The organism is Streptomyces sp. NPDC026515, from assembly GCF_055567595.1.
In genome coordinates, this window is record NZ_JBVHQD010000007.1 from 35,394 (window position 1) to 54,699 (window position 19,306).

16 protein-coding genes and 3 pseudogenes are annotated in these 19,306 nt (G+C 72.6%); 9 read left to right on the forward strand and 10 right to left on the reverse strand.

Annotation, left to right across the window (positions count from 1 at the left end):
• Positions 1–47: 47 nt before the first annotated feature.
• Positions 48–1,667, reverse strand: coding sequence for a solute symporter family protein (locus tag ACZ4O3_RS15525; RefSeq protein WP_362719562.1), 1,620 nt, complete (start codon positions 1,665–1,667; stop codon positions 48–50).
• A complete protein-coding gene (locus tag ACZ4O3_RS15530; protein WP_362719565.1) occupies positions 1,664–2,020 on the reverse strand; it encodes a DUF485 domain-containing protein in 357 nt (118 codons plus the stop codon). Before ACZ4O3_RS15530 ends, ACZ4O3_RS15525 begins: the two co-directional genes overlap by 4 nt.
• Positions 2,021–2,357: 337 nt before the next feature.
• Between ACZ4O3_RS15530 and ACZ4O3_RS15535 the strand changes: the two genes are divergently transcribed.
• The 4 genes from ACZ4O3_RS15535 (at position 2,358) to ACZ4O3_RS15550 (ending at position 8,036) form a co-directional block, all read left to right on the forward strand.
• A complete protein-coding gene (locus ACZ4O3_RS15535) occupies positions 2,358–3,884 on the forward strand; it encodes a S8 family serine peptidase (protein WP_362719568.1) in 1,527 nt (508 codons plus the stop codon).
• 65 nt (positions 3,885–3,949) lie between these two features.
• Positions 3,950–5,506, forward strand: coding sequence for a S8 family peptidase (locus ACZ4O3_RS15540; protein ID WP_362719570.1), 1,557 nt, complete (start codon positions 3,950–3,952; stop codon positions 5,504–5,506).
• A gap of 37 nt (positions 5,507–5,543) precedes the next feature.
• On the forward strand, positions 5,544–6,920 hold the full coding sequence (locus ACZ4O3_RS15545) for a CoA transferase (protein ID WP_467722485.1): 1,377 nt from the start codon (positions 5,544–5,546) through the stop codon (positions 6,918–6,920).
• Between the two features lie 105 nt (positions 6,921–7,025).
• The gene (locus ACZ4O3_RS15550) at positions 7,026–8,036 is read left to right on the forward strand and encodes a CopD family protein (RefSeq protein WP_467722487.1); all 1,011 of its coding nucleotides are present in this window, start codon (positions 7,026–7,028) and stop codon (positions 8,034–8,036) included.
• Positions 8,037–8,049: 13 nt separating this feature from the next.
• On the opposite strand, the gene ACZ4O3_RS15555 is transcribed toward ACZ4O3_RS15550, so the two are convergent.
• The 7 genes and pseudogenes from ACZ4O3_RS15555 to ACZ4O3_RS15585 all read right to left on the reverse strand — a co-directional run.
• The gene (locus tag ACZ4O3_RS15555; protein WP_362732150.1) at positions 8,050–9,096 is read right to left on the reverse strand and encodes a zinc-dependent alcohol dehydrogenase family protein; all 1,047 of its coding nucleotides are present in this window, start codon (positions 9,094–9,096) and stop codon (positions 8,050–8,052) included.
• Positions 9,097–9,132: 36 nt separating this feature from the next.
• Positions 9,133–9,798 carry a lysoplasmalogenase gene (locus ACZ4O3_RS15560; protein WP_467722489.1) on the reverse strand — a complete coding sequence of 222 codons (666 nt, stop codon included), beginning with the start codon at positions 9,796–9,798 and terminating at the stop codon, positions 9,133–9,135.
• Positions 9,795–10,661, reverse strand: a complete 867-nt coding sequence (locus ACZ4O3_RS15565) for a sterol desaturase family protein (RefSeq protein ID WP_362730125.1) — start codon at positions 10,659–10,661, stop codon at positions 9,795–9,797. Before ACZ4O3_RS15565 ends, ACZ4O3_RS15560 begins: the two co-directional genes overlap by 4 nt.
• Positions 10,662–10,798: 137 nt before the next feature.
• The gene (locus ACZ4O3_RS15570; RefSeq protein WP_384988260.1) at positions 10,799–11,512 is read right to left on the reverse strand and encodes a VIT1/CCC1 transporter family protein; all 714 of its coding nucleotides are present in this window, start codon (positions 11,510–11,512) and stop codon (positions 10,799–10,801) included.
• Positions 11,513–11,609: 97 nt separating this feature from the next.
• Positions 11,610–12,251: pseudogene (locus tag ACZ4O3_RS15575) on the reverse strand (amidohydrolase family protein); the annotation flags it as partial.
• Positions 12,252–12,276: 25 nt separating this feature from the next.
• Positions 12,277–13,087: pseudogene (locus tag ACZ4O3_RS15580) on the reverse strand (SDR family NAD(P)-dependent oxidoreductase); the annotation flags it as partial.
• Positions 13,077–13,665, reverse strand: a pseudogene (locus tag ACZ4O3_RS15585) (acetoacetate decarboxylase family protein); the annotation flags it as partial. The pseudogenes ACZ4O3_RS15580 and ACZ4O3_RS15585, both read right to left, overlap by 11 nt.
• Before the next feature lie 229 nt (positions 13,666–13,894).
• Here ACZ4O3_RS15585 and ACZ4O3_RS15590 point away from each other — a divergent pair.
• The 5 genes from ACZ4O3_RS15590 (at position 13,895) to ACZ4O3_RS15610 (ending at position 18,679) form a co-directional block, all read left to right on the forward strand.
• Positions 13,895–14,896 (forward strand): DEDDh family exonuclease, encoded by a 1,002-nt coding sequence (locus ACZ4O3_RS15590; protein ID WP_467722490.1) that lies wholly within the window; start codon positions 13,895–13,897, stop codon positions 14,894–14,896.
• A gap of 92 nt (positions 14,897–14,988) precedes the next feature.
• Complete coding sequence (locus tag ACZ4O3_RS15595; RefSeq protein ID WP_351326105.1) at positions 14,989–15,222, forward strand: hypothetical protein; 234 nt, start codon at positions 14,989–14,991, stop codon at positions 15,220–15,222.
• 48 nt (positions 15,223–15,270) lie between these two features.
• Complete coding sequence (locus tag ACZ4O3_RS15600) at positions 15,271–16,068, forward strand: SURF1 family cytochrome oxidase biogenesis protein (RefSeq protein ID WP_384988254.1); 798 nt, start codon at positions 15,271–15,273, stop codon at positions 16,066–16,068.
• A 65-nt stretch (positions 16,069–16,133) separates the two neighbouring features.
• The gene (locus tag ACZ4O3_RS15605) at positions 16,134–17,918 is read left to right on the forward strand and encodes a glycoside hydrolase family 15 protein (RefSeq protein WP_362724470.1); all 1,785 of its coding nucleotides are present in this window, start codon (positions 16,134–16,136) and stop codon (positions 17,916–17,918) included.
• A gap of 5 nt (positions 17,919–17,923) precedes the next feature.
• Complete coding sequence (locus ACZ4O3_RS15610; protein WP_362724467.1) at positions 17,924–18,679, forward strand: SDR family oxidoreductase; 756 nt, start codon at positions 17,924–17,926, stop codon at positions 18,677–18,679.
• Positions 18,680–18,724: 45 nt separating this feature from the next.
• On the opposite strand, the gene amaP is transcribed toward ACZ4O3_RS15610, so the two are convergent.
• Positions 18,725–19,303: an alkaline shock response membrane anchor protein AmaP gene (gene amaP / locus ACZ4O3_RS15615; RefSeq protein ID WP_362724464.1), complete on the reverse strand. Its 579-nt coding sequence runs from the start codon at positions 19,301–19,303 to the stop codon at positions 18,725–18,727.
• Positions 19,304–19,306 lie beyond the last annotated feature (3 nt).

Genomic DNA, 19,306 nt, shown 5'->3' on the forward strand with positions numbered 1-19,306 from the left:
CGTCGTAGGACCCTACGATCCACTCGACGCGGCCAGTCGTACGAAGGTCAGTGCGCCCCGGTACCGGTCAGGGACCGCACCTCCAGCTCCGCGTACTTCGCGGCGTCCGGGGCCTCCTTGGACAGCAGGGTGCCCACGACGCCCAGGAGGAAGCCGACCGGGATCGAGATGATGCCCGGGTTCTCCAGCGGGAACCAGTGGAAGTCGACGTCCGGGAACATCGAGGTCTCCTTGCCGGACACCACCGGCGAGAACAGCACCAGGCCGACCGCGGTGACCAGACCGCCGTAGATCGACCAGAGGGCGCCCGCGGTGGTGAAACGCTTCCAGAACAGGCTGTAGAGGATGGTCGGCAGGTTTGCCGAGGCGGCGACCGCGAAGGCGAGCGCGACCAGGCCGGCGACGTTGAGGTCGCGGGCCAGGGCGCCGAGCACGATCGACACCGCGCCGATGCCGACGGTGGCGTAACGGGCCGCGTTGAGCTCCTGCTTCTCGGAGGCCTGGCCCTTCTTGATCACATTGGCGTAGATGTCGTGCGCGAAGGACGAGGACGAGGCAAGGGTGAGGCCGGCCACCACGGCGAGGATCGTCGCGAAGGCCACCGCCGAGATGACGGCCAGCAGGATCGCGCCCCAGTTGGAGTCGACGCCGCCGAGGTGCAGGGCGAGCAGTGGGGCCGCGGTGTTGCCGGACTTGTTGGAGGCGATGATCTCGTCCGGTTTGATCAGCGCGGCGGCCCCGAAGCCGAGCGCGAGGGTCATCAGGTAGAAGGCGCCGATCAGGCCGATCGCCCAGAGCACGGACTTACGGGCGGCCTTGGCGGTGGGCACGGTGTAGAAGCGGATCAGGATGTGCGGCAGGCCGGCGGTGCCGAGGACCAGGGCGATGCCGAGGGAGAGGAAGTCCAGCTTGCTGGTGCCGGTGGCGCCGTACTTGAGGCCGGGCTCCAGGAAGGCGCTGCCCTTGCCGCTGTTGTCGGCGGCCTTGCCGAGGAGTTCGGAGATGTTGAAGTCGAACTTGGCCAGGACCATGAAGGTCAGCAACAGGGCGCCCGCGATGAGCAGCACGGCCTTGACCATCTGCACCCAGGTCGTGCCCTTCATGCCGCCGATGGTGACGTAGACGATCATCAGGACGCCGACCAGGGCCACGATGCCGATCTTGCCGCCGTCGCTGGTGATGCCGAGGAGCAGGGAGACGAGGACGCCCGCTCCCGCCATCTGGGCCAGCAGGTAGAAGATCGACACCACGATCGTCGAGGTGCCCGCCGCGGTGCGGACCGGGCGCTGCCGCATGCGGTACGCCAGCACGTCACCCATGGTGTACCGGCCGGAGTTGCGCAGCGGCTCGGCGACCAGGAGCAGGGCGACGAGCCAGGCGACCAGGAAGCCGATGGAGTAGAGGAAGCCGTCGTAGCCGAAGAGGGCGATGGCGCCGGCGATGCCGAGGAAGGACGCGGCGGACATGTAGTCGCCGGAGACGGCGAGGCCGTTCTGGAAGCCGGTGAACTGGCGGCCGCCCGCGTAGAAGTCGGCGGCGTCCTTGGTCTGGCGGCCGGCCCAGACGGTGATGACGAGGGTCGCGGCGACGAACACCGCGAACAGGGTGATGATCAGTGTCCGGTGCTCGCTCGCCTCGCCGGCCGCCATGGTGATCGCGGGGTTCATGCGCCGCCCTCCATCCGGGACTTGATGGCTTCGGCCTTGGGGTCGATCCTGGCCGCGGCGTGGTGCGCGTACCACCAGGCGATGAGGAACGTGGTGAGGAACTGGGCGAGGCCGAGGACCAGGGCCACGTTGATGTTGCCGACGACCTTGGTGCCCATGAAGTCGCCCGCGTAGTTGGAGAGCAGGACGTACAGCAGGTACCAGGCGATGAAGCCGACGGTCAGCGGAAAGGCGAAGGAGCGGTGGGAGTGCCGCAGTTCGGCGAACTCCGGGCTCTGCTGCACCTCGGCGAACTCCTCGCTGGAGGGAAGCCGGGTCTGCGCTTTCGAGGGTGGTGGTGTCTCGGTGGCCACGGAGTCTCCTCGCGATACGGACATGCGGATTCGGACCTCACAGACATGCGGATCAGCTACCTGGAGTAGTGGTTCGACTCCTCGTAGTGATACCAGCGGGGGGCCTCGATCCTGCTGCGGCTCCCTCCTCAAGGTCACGGCGCCACGCGTGGACAGGTTCAACCCGCCCGAGTTCTTTCGGAAGTCGTTCGCACCGGTCGCCTCCGGTCATTGCTGGCCGGTGAGTGCGGGAGATAGCTTCGCCCTGCACCACCCGTCATGTACCTGCCCGGGCAGCTCACTCGCGGCCCGGGGCGGGCCCGTTCTCGGTTGATGTCCCGGATGATGTGGAGACCCCATGGCTCATCTGCGCTCCAGACGCGGGCTGGCGCTCGCCGTACCGGTCGCCCTGTCGCTGACCGCCTCGCTCGGCCTGCTGCCGGCGGCGGCTTCGGCGGTACCGCTGACCGCCTCGGCGACGCCGGCGGCGGACGGCCCGAACCTGGCCTATGTCGTCAACACCACTACGGACCACCGCACCATCGAGTCGGTGCGGCGGGCGATCACCCGCAACGGCGGCACGATCGTCGCGTCGTACGACAGGATCGGCGTGATCGTCGCGCACGCGGCCACCCCCGGCTTCGGCGCCGCGATGCGCGCGGTGCGCGGGGTGCGGTCGGCGGGGGCGACGCGGACGGCTCCGCTGAGCGTGGCCGGGACCACGGACGAGGGGGCCGTGCAGGTCCTGTCGAAGGCCGAGGCCGCGCGGGCCGAGAAGCGGTCGACGGCGGGCCAGGAGCCCCTGGAAGCCGACCAGTGGGACCTGCGGACCATCGGCGCCGACAAGGCCGCCGCGATCGACCCGGGCAGCCGCTCGGTGACCGTCGGCGTCATCGACACCGGCGTCGACGACACCCACCCGGACATCGCCCCCAACTTCTCCGCCGCGCAGTCCGCCAACTGCGTGAGCGGCAAGGCCGACACGTCGTACGGCGCCTGGCGGCCGGTGGACGCCGACCACTACCACGGCACGCACGTCGCCGGTGAGATAGCCGCCGCCCGCAACGGCATCGGCGTGGCGGGCGTGGCACCGGGGGTGAAGGTCGCGAGCATCACCGTGGCCCAGCCCGACTCGACGCAGCTGTTCTACCCGGAGAGTGTCGTCTGCGCCTTCGTGTTCGCCGCCGATCACGGCGTCGAGATCACCAACAACAGCTACTACGTTGATCCGTGGCTGTACAACTGCATGGACGACCCCGATCAGCGGGCCATCGTCGACGCGGTCAACAGGGCCCAGCTGTACGCCCGGAGCAAGGGCACGCTCAATGTGGCCTCGGCGGGCAACTCGAACGACGACCTCGACGCGAACGCCCTCACGGACACCTCCAGCCCCGACGACTCGACGGCCACGACCCGCACGGTCGACCCGCACGAGTGCTTCGACGTCCCGGCCCAACTGCCCGGTGTGGTCACCGTGAGCGCGGTCGGCGTCAACGACACCAAGTCGTACTACTCCAGCTACGGCCGGGGCGTCGTCGACGTGGCGGCCCCGGGCGGCGACAAGTACCAGGTCCCGGACACCCCGTCGAAGAACGGGCGCGTCCTGTCCACCCTGCCGAACGACCGGTACGGCTTCCTCCAGGGCACCTCGATGGCGTCCCCGCACGTGGCCGCCGTCGCCGCGCTGCTGAAGTCGGCCCACCCGCACGCCTCCCCGGCCCGGCTCCTGGCCCTGCTGAAGGCCGAGGCGGACAACCCGGGCTGCCCGGCGGACCCCTACGACGGGGACGGCGACGGTGTCGTGGACGCCACCTGTGCGGGCGCGAAACACCTCAACGGCTTCTACGGCTCGGGGGTCGTGAACGCGCTCCGCGCGGTCAGGTGACCATCCCCCGCCAGAACTTCCCGCACGGCAAACCCGATTCGCGAACCAACCGGAGGCTCACCCACATGACCGCGCCCCAGTCGCGCCACCGCCGCGCCCTCGCCATCCCGCTCGGCATGGCCATGGCCACGGCCCTCGCCTTCCTGCCCAATGTCTCGGCGTCCGCCGCCGACACCACGACCGCGGCCACGACCAGGGCCACGGGCGCGGGCGCATCGGACGCGAGTGACGCGACGTCGCTCAGCTATGTCGTCAACGTCCGCCCCGGACACGGCACCTCGCAGCGTGTCCAGCGGGCGATCGACCGAGCCGGCGGCTCGGTGGTGATCGCGTACGACGAGATCGGGGTGATCGTCGTCCACTCGTCGAACCCCGACTTCGCCAAGACCCTGCGCAAGGTGCCGGGCGTCGACTCGGCGGGCGCCACCCGCAACGCCCCGCTGCCCGCCCAGTCGACCACCGACGTCGGCACGCCCCAGGCGCTCAGCTCCGAGCAGGTCGCGAAGGCGGACGCGCGGGCGGCCGCCGGACAGGACCCGCTCGAGCCGCTGCAGTGGGACCTGCCGGCCATCAAGGCCGACAAGGCGCACGAGAAGACCCTCGGCAGCCCGAAGGTCACCGTCGCCGTCATCGACACCGGCGTCGACGACACCCACCCGGACATCGCCCCCAACTTCTCCGCCGCGCAGTCCACCAACTGCGTCTCGGGCAAGCCGGACACGACGTACGGGGCCTGGCGGCCGAGCGCCGCCGAGAGCCCGCACGGCACCCATGTGGCGGGTGAGATCGCCGCCGCCAGGAACGGGGTCGGCGTCACCGGTGTGGCGCCGGGCGTCAAGGTGGCGGGCATCAAGGTCGCCACCACCGCCGGGTACTTCTACACGGAGGCCGTGGTCTGCGGTTTCGTGTGGGCGGCCGAGCACCACATCGACGTCACCAACAACAGCTATTACACCGACCCCTGGTACTTCAACTGCACCACCGACCCGGACCAGAAGGCGCTCGTCGACGCCATCACCCGCGCCTCCCGGTTCGCGGAGAGGAAGGGCACCGTCAACGTGGCGGCGGCCGGCAACGAGAGCTACGACCTGGCCTCCGACTCGATCACCGACCCGGTCTCGCCGAACGACGGCACGCCCGCCGACCGGGTGATCGACCCGCACAAGTGCTTCGACATACCGACCCAGCTGCCGGGCGTCGTCACGGTCTCCGCCACCGGCGCGAAGGGCCTCAAGTCGTCCTTCTCCAACTACGGCCTCGGGGTGATCGACGTCGCCGCGCCCGGCGGCGACTCGACCGCCTACCAGACCCCGGCGCCCCCGGCGACCAGCGGCCTGATCCTGGGCCCGCTGCCGGGCGGCACCTGGGGCTACATGGCCGGTACGTCGATGGCGACCCCGCACGTGGTCGGCGTCGCCGCATTGATCAAGTCGGCCCATCCGCACGCCTCCCCCGCCCTGGTGAAGGCGCTGCTGTACGCCGAGGCGACCGCCACGCCGTGCACCGACCCCTACGACATCAACGGCGACGGCAAGGTCGACGCGGTGTGCGAGGGCTCGAAGAACCACAACGGTTTCTACGGCTGGGGCACGGTGGACGCGCTGGCGGCGGTGACCCGCTAGCCACATATTGATTCAGTCAATACTGCATAGTGCAGTCATGACTGCAATCAACTACGCGTGGTCCGCGCTGGGCGGCGATCCGTCGCTGCCCGCGCGGATCACGACCGTGGCACGCGCGGACACGCTCCGCTCACGCCTTCCCGTACGACGGCTCGCGCGCGCGTGTGTCGGCGCGTGCGCGCTGGCCGCCGCCGAGCTCGGGGCACGCCGGACCGGTTCCGCGCGGGTGCCGGGCGTCCGGGTGGACGACGGGGCGGTGGCGACGGCGTTCACCAGCGAGCGGCAGCTCCTGGTCGACGGTCGGGCCCCGGTGCAGTTCGCCCCGCTGTCGCGGTTCTGGCGCACGGCCGACGGGTGGGTGCGTACACACGCCAACTACCCGCATCACCGGGCCCGGCTGCTCGCGGCACTGGGACTGCCGGAGGGGGCCTCGGCCGAGGACGTGGCGGCCCGGATCGCCGGGCGGCCCGCGATGGAGGTCGAGAACGAGGTCCACACCGCCGGCGGACTCGCGGTGGCGCTGCGCTCACCCGGGGAATGGGCCGCGCACCAGCAGGCGGCCGAGGTGGCCGCACGCCCTCTGGTCGAGCGGGGCCGCCTGGACGCGGCCCGCGCGCGGGTGCTCCCGCCGCTCGACGCCGGCGCGGCTCCCCTGCTGCCCGCGGCCGGGCTGCGCGTGCTGGACCTGACCCGGGTGCTGGCCGGCCCGGTGGCCACCCGCACGCTGGCGCTGCTGGGCGCGGACGTGCTGCGCCTGGACGCGCCCTGGCTGCCCGAACTGGCCGACCAGCACGCCGACACGGGCTTCGGGAAGCGCTCGGCCGCTCTCGACCTCACGACCGGCCGGGAAGCCTTCGAGGAGCTGCTGGCGGCGGCGGACGTCGTGGTCACCGGCTACCGGCCGGGCGCCCTGGACCGGTTCGGGCTCTCCCCCGAGGCACTGGCCGAACGGCGGCCGGGGCTGGTCGTGGGCCAGGTGTCCGCGTGGGGCGGGTACGGGCCGTGGGGCGGACGGCGCGGGTTCGACAGCCTGGTGCAGGCCGCCACCGGCATCGCGGAGACCGAGGGCTCGGCGGACCGGCCGGGCGCGCTGCCCGCGCAGGCGCTCGACCACGGTACGGGGTACCTGCTGGCGGCGGGGGTGCTGCGCGCGCTGACCGAGCAGTCCTACGACGGCGGGAGCAGGTTCGTACGACTGGCACTGGCACGCACCGCGCGGTGGCTGACGGCGGAGCCTGCGCGGGGACCCGAGGACGGCGAGGCGTACGAGGGTCCGGACGCCTGGCTCGCCGAGACGGACAGCGCGCTGGGGCGGCTGCGCTACGCACGGCCCCCGGTGTCCTTCGCGGGCGGCCCGGGCGACTGGGCGCGGCCACCGGTGCCGTGGGGTTCGGATCCGGCCACGTGGTCCTGACCCGGCCGCCCGGACGGTCGTAGCCGCAGGGATGCGCGGAATGACGCTTCGTCAGTTGTTTTCCGGTACTTGCCCGGTTCTGTCATGTCTGGCGAGGATCGTGGGGTGACCGCGACAGGACCGACCACCGAAGCGGCCGACGCGAGCGGCCCGGCGGGACGCCCCGGCAGCGGCCGGGCCGTCGCCGTCCTGCTCCTGGTGGCGCTGGCCGCGCTGGTGCCCCTGCTGGGACCGTCCGTCGCCTTGCACGACACCGGCGAGGCCGCGGCGCCGGGAGTCGGCGGTGTCGGGCTGCTGCGCGGGGTGCTGTTCGGCGCCCTGTGCGTGCCGCTGGGCCGGCTGTTCGTGGACCGGCTGGTCCGCCGGCTGCCGGGCGCGCCGCCCGAACGCCCGACCGACTGGGCGGTGTTCGCGGCTGCCGCCGGTCTCACCGCCGCGCTGGGGCTCGCGTCGGTCGTAGCCACGGGCAACCTGGTGCCGCGCTCGCCCGCCGACATCGACCTGGGCGGTCTGTACCGATCGCGTGACGGCACGTTGGCGCTGATCGAGGTCAACGCCTTTCTGCTGGCCGGTCTGTGCGCCCGCGCACGCCGTCCGGTCGTCCAGGCGTGGCCGCTCGCCGCGGTGGTCGCCGCCGAGGCCCTGCGTGCCCATCCCGCGCCCGAGCACGACCCGTTGCTCGGCTCGGCGCTGACCCTGGTGCACCTGACGTGCGCGACACTGTGGGTGGGCGGTCTGCTGCACGCGCTGCGCCTGCTGCGGCGGTGGCGCGGCGGAGCGGTCGGGGCGGCGCTGCTCGGCCGCTACGCGCGCGTGGCCGCCGTACTGCTCGCGGTCATCACCGCGACAGGTGTGTGGGGTTCGCTGCGGCGGATGCCCGCGGGCACGATCCTCGACCAGCTGACGACGACGGCGTACGGGCGCACCCTGCTGGCCAAGGTGCTCCTCGTCGCCGTCGTGGCCGCGCTCGCGCTGTGGGCACGGTTCAGGCTGCGCCGGGCGGCCGACCCGCTCACCGCGCACGTCCCCGCGCGGGCCGAGGTGGCCGTGCTGGCGGCGGTGGTCGCGGTCTCGGGCGTGCTGACGGCGCTGCCGGTGCCGATCAGATGGACCTGACCGGGACGCAGGCTCAGCCGTTGGTCACGAGCACCTTCAGAGCGGTGCGCTCGTCCATCGCCTTGTAGCCCTCGGGCACGCCCTCGATGCCTACGGTCAGGTCGAAGACCGGCGAGGGGTCGACGCTGCCGTCGAGGACGTCGGGCAGCAGGTCGGGGATGTAGGCACGGACCGGGGCGACACCGCCGCGCAGGGCGATGTTCCGGTCGAACATCACACCGAGGTCGAGGCCCGTGCCACTGCCGTGCGGGACGCCGACGAAGCCGATCGCGCCGCCGTCCCGGGTGATCTCGACGGCCGTCCGCATGGACTGCTCGGTGCCCACGGCCTCCACGACGGAGTGCGCGCCCTGGCCCCGGGTGAGCTCACGTACGGCGGCCACCGCCGCCTCTCCCCGCTCGGCGACGACGTCGGTGGCGCCGAAGCGGCGCGCGATGTCCGTGCGGACCTCGTGCCGGCCCAGCGCGATGATCCGCTCGGCGCCCAGCCGCTTGGCGGCCAGCACGGCGCACAGGCCGACCGCACCGTCCCCGACGACGGCGACCGTGGCACCGGGACGGACGCCCGCGCCGAGGGCCGCGTGATGACCGGTGCCGAGGACGTCGGAGAGGGTCAGCAGGGCGGTCAGCAGGTGGTCGTCGGAGGCCGCTTCCTTGGGCAGCGGGACCAGGGTGCCGTCGGCGAACGGAACCCGCACGGCCTCGCCCTGGCCGCCGTCGTACCCCACCGAGCCCCAGAAGCCGCCGTGCTCGCAGGAGGTAGTCAGACCCTCCCGGCAGTAGTCGCAGACGCCGTCCGACCACATGAACGGGGCCACCACGAGGTCGCCGCGCCGGACGGTGCCCACCTCGGAGCCGGTCTCCTCGACGAAGCCGAGGAACTCGTGGCCGATGCGCTGCCCCGGCTGCCGGGCCGCCTCGCCCCGGTAGGCCCACAGATCGCTGCCGCAGATGCAGGCGCGCAGCACGCGTACGACGGCGTCGGTGGGCAGTTGCACCACCGGATCGGGCACGTCCTCCACACGCATGTCGTACGGGGCGTGAATGGTGGTGGCGCGCATGGCGAGGATCCCTCTCGTGCGGTGTCGTGAGTGCGCTCAGAGGGTGCTCTGGCGCCCTTCACGGTACGCCGTCGCCGGTGCGGGCCGCGCGTCGAGGGTGCCCCGGACCAGCAGGAACTGCCCGGCCGCGTAGGTGAGCATGATCCAGAAGTCGGGTCTCGGCAGCTGTGGCCAGTCGGCGACGCCGGTCGCGATGAGGGTGTCGGAGAGCATGAAGAGCGCGCCGCCGAGCCCGGCGACCGGGCCGAGCCGGGTGACCGCCGTGTACGCCATGGCGGTGAGCAGGGTGCTGTATCCGGCGACGGGCACCCGCAGACCGGGGGGCAGGTCCGGCCACAGCAGGGCGACCAGGGTGACGAGGGCGGCGGCGTAGCCGACGGCGAGCACGCCGGCCCGCGCGCGTGGCGGTCCGTGGCGGCGGAACAGGACCAGGTAGCAGACGTGCCCCGCGGCGAAGCAGGCCATCCCCGCCATGAAGGCGGGGTCGGCGTCGGAGAGCAGCAGCACGTCGCCGCCCCAGCCGCACAGCAGGGCGGCGACCAGCAGCCGCGGGCCGCCCGCGCGGGCGGCCCAGAGGGCGAGCAGCGGCATCAGGAGCACCTTGGCGACGACGTGCCCGGGGTGGAAGCCGGCGGCCAGGCAGCCGAGGTCGGCCGTGAGGGCCAGGGCGAAGGCGGCGGGCAGCACCCGGGACGCTCTCACGCGGCCACGGACTCCTCGGTCTGCTCCACCGCGGCCGGCGGCGCCCAGCCGGGTCCGCCGAACACCCGCCCGGCCCGCTCCCGCCAGCTGCGGGCGGCCTTCAGGTCCCTGCCGATGGCCAGGTACTCATGGGTGGCCACCTTGATCGGGTTGAACGTGTCGATGTTCTTGGTCAGCCCGTACACCGGCCGCTCGACCTCGGGCACCCACGACCCGAACAGGCGGTCCCAGACGATGAGGATCCCGCCGAAGTTGCGGTCCAGGTAGCCGCCCTGGGAGGCGTGGTGCACCCGGTGGTGGGACGGCGTGTTGAAGACGAACTCGAACCACCGGGGCATCTTGTCGATGCGTTCGGTGTGGATCCAGAACTGGTAGACGAGGTTCGCGGAGGAGAGGAAGGCGAGCGTGGCCGGGTGCACGCCGAGGGCGATGAGCGGGAGGTAGAACGGCCAGACGGTCAGCGACGTCCAGGGCTGGCGCAGTGCGGTGGTGAGGTTGAACTTCTTGCTGGAGTGGTGGACGACGTGGCAGGCCCACAGGACGCGGATGACGTGGTGGCCCCGGTGGGACCAGTAGTAGAAGAAGTCCTGGGCGAGCAGCAGCAGCGGGATCGTCCACCACAGGACCGGGATCCGCAGCGGGGTGAGGGCGTAGACCGCCGAGTAGATCCCGACGATCGGGATCTTCCAGAAGAAGTCGAAGACCAGCGACCCGAGTCCCATGCCGACGCTGGTGGCCGCGTCCTTGGTCTCGTACCCGTCGGCGTCGTCGTCGGGATGGATGCGGTAGCTGATCACCTCGATCACGGTGAGCAGCACGAAGGCGGGTATCGACCACAGCACGACATTGGGCAGGTTCGGCATGGGGGCACCGTAGAACCACCGGTCGCCTGCGGCTAGACGTTGTTACCCACAAGTATTGCTCACGGTATGCGCTTGTTTGTTGGCGATCTCCGCCAACGGCGCCGCCGAACGGGACACCGGCGGGGACCAGGGCAGCCCTAGACCCCCACCGCGCCCAGCAGTGCCCCCGCGGCGTACGTCACGCCCATGGCCAGTGCGCCGCCCGCCACGTTCCGTAGCATCGCCGGGCCCACCGCCGCCGCCCCCAGACGTGCGCTGCTCCATCCCGTCAGGACCAGCGCGGCCAGCACCGACCCGACGGTCACCGGAAGCCGCCAGCCGGCGGGCGGCAGCACGATCGCCAGCAGCGGCAGCAGCGCCCCGACGGTGAACGCCAGGAAGCTCGCCAGCGCCGCGTTCCACGGCTTGGTCAGCTGGTCCGGGTCGATGCCCAGCTCCACGCTCGCGTGGGCCTTCAGAGCGTCCCGCTCCGTCAGCTGCACCGCCGCCTCCCGCGCCACCGCCCGGGACAGCCCGCGCCGCTCCAGCAGCTCGGTCAGCTCCTCCAGTTCCGCCTCGGGCTGCTCCTTGAGCTCCCGTTTCTCCAGCGCGAGGGCGGCCAGTTCCGAGTCGCGTTGGGTGGACACCGACACGTACTCCCCCGCCGCCATGGACATCGATCCAGCGAGCAGCCCCGCCAGACCGGCCGTCAGCAGGGCGCCGCGGTCGCCGGTGGCGCCCGCGACGCCGACGACGATGCCCGCAGTCGACACGATGCCGTCGTTGGCGCCCAGTACCGCCGCCCGCAGCCAGTTCAGCCGGGAGCCGAGCGCTCCCCCGTGGGCCTCGTTGTCGTGCGTCTGTTCCGTCACGACACGGAGGATCGCACTCCGGCCCCGGCGAGGGCAGTACCGACGTCACCGGACCCGGACCGGGGCCCCGCGCGAACACCGGGCTCGTGGCGTCCGGCGGCGGCTCCCGCAGCGGCTCGGCGATCTCCGCGACCGTCGGTCCCGCCTTGGCCGCGCCGAGGTAGAGGCGGTCCATGAACCAGAGCAGGAACCACAGGGGCCGAGGTGGTCGCCGTACTGGTGGCGCGGGACGGCCCCGGAGCGGGTGAAAACCGGCATCCCGCACTCGGCGGCGGCCGCCCCCACCGGGTCGTAACGGCGGTCGTGGTACGGCTCCTTGTCGACCCACATGGCGGGGATCATCAACGCGCCGAGGCCGGACTCCTTGGCGCGGTGCACCTCGGCGACGACGCGGTCCACCGGCGCTGTGACCGGCAACAGGGCGACCCCGCAGTGCCGTACGGGGTGTGCGAAGACGAAGTCGGCGAGCCGGCGGTTGTGCGCCCGCGCGCCCGCCATGCCCGGCTCCGGGTCGTGGTCGCCGGACAGGCCCAGGCCCGTCCCGAAGGGCGCGGCCGTCCGGCTGTCGGCCTCGTCCGCGTCCGGGAAGACCACCCCCGCGGCCACGCCGTCGCCGTCCAGTTCCTTGAGGCGCTGCGCGCTGTCCCAGCCGCCGCGCAGATAGGCGGTACTCCTCGGTGGGCAGCCCGGCGTGGCAGTCGGAGGAGATGATCAGATACGGGTCGTCGAAGGAGGTCACGACAGCTCCCTGTCGGTCCGCGTACTCAGTCCGGGACGAAGCTTTCGAGGCACGACGGGTTCGCCCGCTCCAGCGTCGAGCGCGCCCGCGCCCGGATCTGGGCGTCGCCGTGCCCGCTCTGCGGCAGCAGCCGGAAGCGGTCCGCGCGGATGCCCGCCACGACGAGCTCGGCGACCTCCTCGACGGGCGTGAAGGCGGCCTCCCTGCCCGCCGCGCGCATCACCGCCTCCCACTGACCGAGGCTGCGGTAGGGCGTCCCGCGCGGCCGGTGTTCGGCGTAGCGCCCGGGCCGGTCGCGGTGCGACTCCCACAGGCCCGTGCGCGGCATGTGCGGCCCCGGGAAGAGCACCGAGGCGCCCACGCGCGCGTGCGCCGCCCTGAGGAGGGCTACAGCGACTCGGCGAGCGTGACGACGGCCGCCTTGGTGACCGCGTACACGGAGGCCGTCGGCAGCGGCGGATGCCGCCGTCGCCCGAGGACGTGTTGACGACGTGACCGGGCAGGCCCGGCTCGGGCATCCTCCGCAGGAAGGCCTGGACGCCGTGGAAGACGCCCCACACGTTGACCTCGAACGCCCACTTCCAGTCGTTGGGTTCGTGCTCCCCCATGCGGCCCTCGGCGCCCGGGCCGACCCCGGCGTCGTTGCGCAGGACGTGCACCGCGCCGTAGGTGTCGTAGGCCGACTCGGCCAGTTCCACGACCTGTTCGCGGGCGCCGACGTGCACCCGCGGGTGCACGTCGGCCCGGGTCGCGCGCAGGTCCGCAGCGGCCTTCTCCAGGGCGGCCCGCTCCACGTCGGCGAGGACCACCTTCAGGCCCTCGGCGGCTTCCTTCCGGCGGCGCGTCGACGATCTGGCGCGGGTCGTCGTAGCGCTGGTGGACGTAGGGCAGCAGGGCCTGGGGGTCGACCCGTTCGGCGACCGGCTCGTACGCCGCCCCACGCGAAGCCCGAACCGTCCACCGCCGGGAGGAACGTGACGCAGAGGTCGGTCTTGCGCGCGGGCCGGGGCAGCGGGCCGTCCGCCGTGCCCCGCACCCCCACGAAGGCGACGCCGTGCCGGGCCAGCGTCGCGCGGACGTGGTCGCCCTCGCGGGCGACGGTCACCTCGCCGGGCTTCTTGGGCTCGCGGAAGACCTCACGGCCGCCGGAGAGGGCGCGCTCACGGGTCATCGGCATCACCGGCGGATACCGGCCCTCGGTGGTGCCGTGCGCGGCGGCGACCGCGAACGAGCCCGCGCCCAGCGGGTGTCCGGGCAGCCGGACCTGGCTGACGCTGACGCACACCAGCGGGCGGCCGGTGGGCTTGAGCGGGGACGGCAGCACGGCCGCGACCGCGTCCGGGTCGCTCTCCCAGACGGCCACCACACCGGTGGACCAGACGTCCGGGAGCTTCGTGGTGCGCGCGGCCGCGATCTCCGCCCCGGTCCGAGCGCCGTACCGCCCGTCCGCCGGCCGAGTGCCGCGCCGTCGCGCGGTCGTCGCCGCGTCGGCGCCGGGCGGGATGCACGGTGGCACCGGGCGGCGGAAAGGTCCCCAGCCGGTCCCCAGCCGCGCGACGGGCCATCAGGACATGCGAACGGGCGGTGGCGGGGGGCGACCTGACGGACCGGGCTGTCGGTCGCGGCCCGTATCCTCAATGACCATGCTCGAAGACCGTACGACCGCAGTCTCCGCCGGCGCCCCGTGGCCTGCCGCGTATCCGCAGGGGTACGCGGTCGTCGACGTGGAGACCACCGGACTGGCCAGGGACGACCGGATCATCTCCGCTGCCGTCTACCGGCTCGACGGGCGCGGTGAGGTCGAGGACCACTGGTACACGCTGGTCAATCCGGAGCGTGACCCGGGCCCGGTGTGGATCCACGGCCTGACGAGCGAGGTCCTCGAAGGGGCGCCGCTCTTCACCGACATCGCCGAGGAGTTCGCGGCCCGGCTCGACGGCCGGGTGCTGGTCGCGCACAACGCGGTCTTCGACTGGCAGATGATCGCGCGCGAGTACGCGCGGGCGAAGAGCGAACCCCCGGTGAAGCAGCGGCTGTGCACGATCGCGCTCTCCAAGGAGCTGAGCCTGCCGCTGCCCAACCACAAGCTGGAGACCCTGGCCGCGCACTTCGGTGTCGTCCAGCGGCGGGCGCACCACGCGCTGGACGACGCGCGCGTGCTGGCGGAGGCGTTCCGGCCCAGTCTGCGGGCCGCGGCGGCGGGCAACGTACGGCTGCCGCTCCTGGAGTGCCGGCCGCTGACCGAGTGGACGGAGACGCCGCGGATCGGCCGGCAGGCGAGCGGCGGGTACGGCGGTCACCAGCCCACCAGCTGGCGCCCGTCCCGCAAGCGGCCGGCCTGCCCGTACCCGAACCCGGGTCGGTACGAGGACGGCGGTCCGCTCCGGCAGGGTATGCGGGTGGCGTTCTCCGGGGACACCTCGACCGAGCGGGAACTCCTGGAGGACCGGGCCGTCGAGGCCGGTCTGCACGTGTCGACGAGCATCTCGCGGCTCACCAGCCTGCTCGTCACCAACGACCCGGACTCGGGTACCTCGAAAGTGGTAAAGGCGCGCCAGTTCGGCACACCGGTCGTCGACGAGGCGGCCTTCGGGCAGCTGCTGCGGGACGTGGCCCCGGCTTCGCCGCCGGCGGCGGGGAAGTGACCGGGCGGCGGGGCCGTACGGACGGGTGATTGCCGGGCGACTCGCCCGGCGCCCGCTCGCCCGCGCGGGGACGACCACCCACCCTGAGGCCCATGGCGAAATGTGAAGTCTGCGGCAATGACTACGGAATGACCTTCGAGGTGCACGCGCAGGGCGCGGTCCACGTCTTCGACTGCTTCTCCTGTGCGATCCACCGCATGGCCCCCGTCTGCGAGCACTGCAAGGTCTCGATCATCGGCCAGGGCGTCGAGGCCGAGAACCAGTGGTACTGCGGCGCCCACTGCGCCCGCGAGGCCGGGAAGGCGGGCATCGTCGACCGCGTGTGACCGGTACCCGCGCGTTCGCGCCCCACGACCGAGTTGTACGGTCGTGGGGTGTACCGCTTCCTGTTGACCCGGCAGTGGGTGATCCTCACCCTGATCTCCCTGCTCCTCATCCCCACCATGATCCGGCTGGGGTTCTGGCAGAAGCACCGGTACGAGGAGCGCAGCGCCCGTAACGCGCTGGTGGCCCAGGCGCTGAACGCGAAGCCGGTACCCGTGGAGCGGGTGACCGGGCCGGGGCACGCGGTGACCCGCAAGGAGCGGTACCACACCGTCACCGCCACCGGCACCTTCGACACCGCCCACGAGGTCGTCGTCCGGCGTCGCACCAACGCCGACGACGAGGTCGGGTACCACGTCCTCACCCCCTTCGTGCTGGCCGACGGCAGGGTGCTGCTGGTCAACCGGGGCTGGATCTCCTCGGACGGCCCGAGCCAGACCGCGTTCCCCAAGGTCCCGGCCCCGCCGGCCGGGCGGGTCACCGTCCAGGGCCGCCTGATGCCCGACGAGACGACCGCGGCGAGCGGCATCAAGGACATCAAGGGCCTGCCCGACCGGCAGATCATGCTGATCAACAGCGCGGAGCAGGCGCGCCGGCTCGGCAAGCAGGTGCTGGGCGGCTACATCCAGCAGACCGCGCCCGAGCCCAGGGGCGACACCCCGGAGCAGATCTCCGACCCGGGCAAGGAGGACGCCCCGCTGAACTACGCCTACATGATCCAGTGGTGGCTGTTCGCCGCGGGCGTCCCCTACGGCTGGTTCGTGCTGGTGCGCCGGGAGGCCCGGACCCGCGAGGAGGCCGGGAAGGACGAGCCCGCGGCGGAAACGGAACCGGCCGCCGCCGTCTGAGCGCCTGGTCACTCCCCCGGCCCACCCCCTGATTGGCCCACCGGCCCGGGGGGAAACCGGAATCCGTGGACCGACGCATCGAGGACTACGCCCTCATCGGCGACGAGCAGACCGCTGCCCTGGTCGGCCGGGACGGCTCCGTCGACTGGCTGTGCGTGCCCCGGTTCGACTCCGCGGCCTGCTTCGCCCGGCTCCTGGGCGACGAGGACAACGGCCACTGGCGGATCGCCCCGAAGGACGCCACCACCTGCACGCGGCGCGGCTACCGGCCCGACACGCTGGTCCTGGACACCGAGTGGGAGACCCCCGAGGGCACGGTCCGGGTCACCGACCTGATGCCCCAGCGCGACCGCGCGCCCGATGTCGTACGCATCGTCGAGGGCATCAGCGGCCGCGTCACCGTGCACAGCACGCTCCGCCTCCGCTTCGACTACGGCTCGGTCGTGCCCTGGATGCGCCGCTCGAGCGGCAGCCGGGTGGCCGTCGCCGGCCCCGACTCGGTGTGGCTGCGCAGCGAACCGCCCGTGCGGACGTGGGGCGAGGACTTCGGCACGCACTCGGAGTTCACCGTCGCGGAGGGCGAGCGGGTCGCCTTCGTGCTCACCTGGCACCCCTCGCACGAGAGGCGCCCGGCGCTGGTGGACCCCTACGAGGCGCTGCGCGCCACCGTCACCGACTGGCGGCGCTGGACCGCCCGCTGCACCTACCGGGGCCCCTACCGGGACGTGGTCGTGCGCTCGCTGATCACCCTCAAGGCGCTCACCTACGCGCCGACCGGCGGCATCGTGGCCGCCGCCACCAGCTCTCTGCCCGAGGAGCTGGGCGGGGTGCGCAACTGGGACTACCGCTTCTGCTGGCTGCGCGACTCCACGCTCACGCTCGGCGCGCTGCTGTCGGCCGGCTACCACAAGGAGGCCGAGGCCTGGCGCGACTGGCTGGTGCGCGCGGTCGCCGGCGACCCGGCGGACCTGCAGATCATGTACGGCCTGGCCGGCGAGCGCCGGCTGCCCGAGTTCGAACTGCCCTGGCTGTCCGGCTTCGCCGGCTCGGCGCCGGTACGCGTCGGCAACGGCGCCGTCGACCAGCTCCAGCTGGACGTGTACGGCGAGGTCATGGACTCGCTGTCGCTGTCCCGCACCGCCGGCCTGTCCACCAAGCCGCACATGTGGGCCATCCAGTGCTCGCTGATGAAGTTCCTGGAGAAGATCTGGCGCCAGCCGGACGAGGGGCTGTGGGAGGTGCGCGGCGGCCGCCGACACTTCGTGCACTCCAAGGTGCTGGTGTGGGTGGCCGCGGACCGCGCGGTGCGCACCCTGGAGGAGCACGCGGAGCTGGAGGGTGAGCTGGAGGGCTGGCGCGCGCTCCGCGACGAGGTGCACCGGGAGGTGTGCGAGAAGGGGTTCGACGCACAGCGCAACACCTTCACCCAGTACTACGGCTCGCGTGAACTCGACGCCGCCCTGCTGCTGATCCCCCGCTTCGGGTTCCTGCCGCCGGACGACCCGCGGGTGATCGGCACGGTGGACGCGATCCGCGACGACCTGGGCCACGACGGTTTGGTACGCCGCTACGACACCGACGCGATCGGCGTCGACGGCATGCCGGGCGGCGAGGGCGCCTTCCTGGCCTGCTCGTTCTGGCTCGCCGACGCGCTGCACATGACGGGCCGTACCGACGAGGCGAAGGAACTGTTCGAACGGCTGGTGGGACTCGTCAACGACGTGGGGCTGCTCTCCGAGGAGTACGAACCCGAACTCGGACGCCAGCTGGGCAACTTCCCGCAGGCGTTCAGCCACATCGGACTGGTGAACACCGCCCTCACACTGTTCGGCGGCGACGAGGCAGGATAGGGGCCATGGATCTTGGACTGAAAGACCGGGTGTACGTCGTCACCGGAGCGACCCGCGGGCTGGGCAACGCGGCCGCGCGAGAGCTGGTCGCCGACGGGGCGAAGATCGTGGTGACCGGACGCGACGAGAAGCGGGTCGCCGAGGCGGTGGCCGAGCTGGGGCCGAACGCGGCGGGCCTGGCCGTCGACAACGCGGAGGCGGACGCACCGGAGCGGGTGATCGCGGCGGCGCGTGAGCGGTTCGGCCGCTTCGACGGCATCCTCGTGAGCGTGGGCGGGCCCCCGGCCGGGTTCGTCGCCGACAACACGGACGAACAGTGGCAGACCGCCTACGAGACGGTGTTCCTGGGGGCCGTACGGCTCGCCCGCGCGGCCGCGGCGGAGCTGGCGGACGGCGGTGTCATCGGGTTCGTGCTGTCCGGGTCGGTGTACGAGCCGATTCCCGGGCTGACGATCTCGAACGCGCTGCGGCCGGGACTCGCCGGGTACGCCAAGTCGCTTGCGGACGAGCTGGGGCCGCGCGGGATCCGGGTGGTGGGGCTGCTGCCGTCACGGATCGACACCGACCGGGTACGGGAGCTGGACGGACTGTCGGCCGACCCCGAGGCCACCCGGATGGAGAACGAGTCCCGCATTCCGCTGCGGCGCTACGGGACACCCGAGGAGTTCGGGCGGGTGGGAGCGTTCCTGCTGTCGCCGGCGGCGTCCTATCTGACGGGCATCATGGTGCCCGTCGACGGCGGTATGCGGCACGGTTTCTGACGGCCCGGCTCCCGGCGGGGCGCGGCCGGTCCGCCGGACGGCGGCTCAGGTGACCCTCTCCGCGCGGTGTTTCACCGATGTCAGGCGCACCTCCGCCGGGAGCCTCTTCAGGGCGGCCGAGTCCCGGGCGTGGGCCAGTGCGTGCGAGGTGAGGTCGTCCAGGGCCGCACGCGGTGGCACGTCCGCGTCCAGCTGGAGCCACACCCGTACCTCCGGAGCCTTGGGCCTGCCCCGCAGTACCGCCTGGGCGTGGGCGACGCCCCGCTGGTGGGCCACGTCGTTGGCCAGGACCGTCTCCAGGGCCCTGCCGCGCAGCAGCGCGCCCTCGCCGTCACCGGTGTCCACCACGACCTCGGTCAGCCGCCGCCGGCGCAGTTGCGCGGTCAGCCACCACAGGGACAGCAGGAGCAGGACCGCCAGGGCGGCCAGCACCGTCGGCCACCACCAGCCCGCGCCACGCCAGTGGGTGCGTTCGGCGGCGCTGAGGAGGACGTCGTGACGGCCGTCGTGGATCCACCAGGAGGAGGACGGGGCGCCCAGGCCGACGGCCAGCACCGCACCGCCCAGGGCGAGGAGCGCCAGGCCCGTCAGACCGATCAGTACGCGGTTGATCGCCGTGCGCATCGG

Coding starts and splice junctions, on each gene's coding strand:
- ACZ4O3_RS15595 (WP_351326105.1), top strand. CDS start 14,989: ATGGCGAAATGTGAAGTCTGCGGCAATGACTACGGAATGACCTTCGAG.
- ACZ4O3_RS15545 (WP_467722485.1), top strand. CDS start 5,544: ATGACTGCAATCAACTACGCGTGGTCCGCGCTGGGCGGCGATCCGTCG.
- ACZ4O3_RS15525 (WP_362719562.1), bottom strand. CDS start 1,667: ATGAACCCCGCGATCACCATGGCGGCCGGCGAGGCGAGCGAGCACCGG.
- amaP (WP_362724464.1), bottom strand. CDS start 19,303: ATGCGCACGGCGATCAACCGCGTACTGATCGGTCTGACGGGCCTGGCG.
- ACZ4O3_RS15540 (WP_362719570.1), top strand. CDS start 3,950: ATGACCGCGCCCCAGTCGCGCCACCGCCGCGCCCTCGCCATCCCGCTC.
- ACZ4O3_RS15565 (WP_362730125.1), bottom strand. CDS start 10,661: ATGCCGAACCTGCCCAATGTCGTGCTGTGGTCGATACCCGCCTTCGTG.
- ACZ4O3_RS15590 (WP_467722490.1), top strand. CDS start 13,895: ATGCTCGAAGACCGTACGACCGCAGTCTCCGCCGGCGCCCCGTGGCCT.
- ACZ4O3_RS15555 (WP_362732150.1), bottom strand. CDS start 9,096: ATGCGCGCCACCACCATTCACGCCCCGTACGACATGCGTGTGGAGGAC.
- ACZ4O3_RS15610 (WP_362724467.1), top strand. CDS start 17,924: ATGGATCTTGGACTGAAAGACCGGGTGTACGTCGTCACCGGAGCGACC.
- ACZ4O3_RS15535 (WP_362719568.1), top strand. CDS start 2,358: ATGGCTCATCTGCGCTCCAGACGCGGGCTGGCGCTCGCCGTACCGGTC.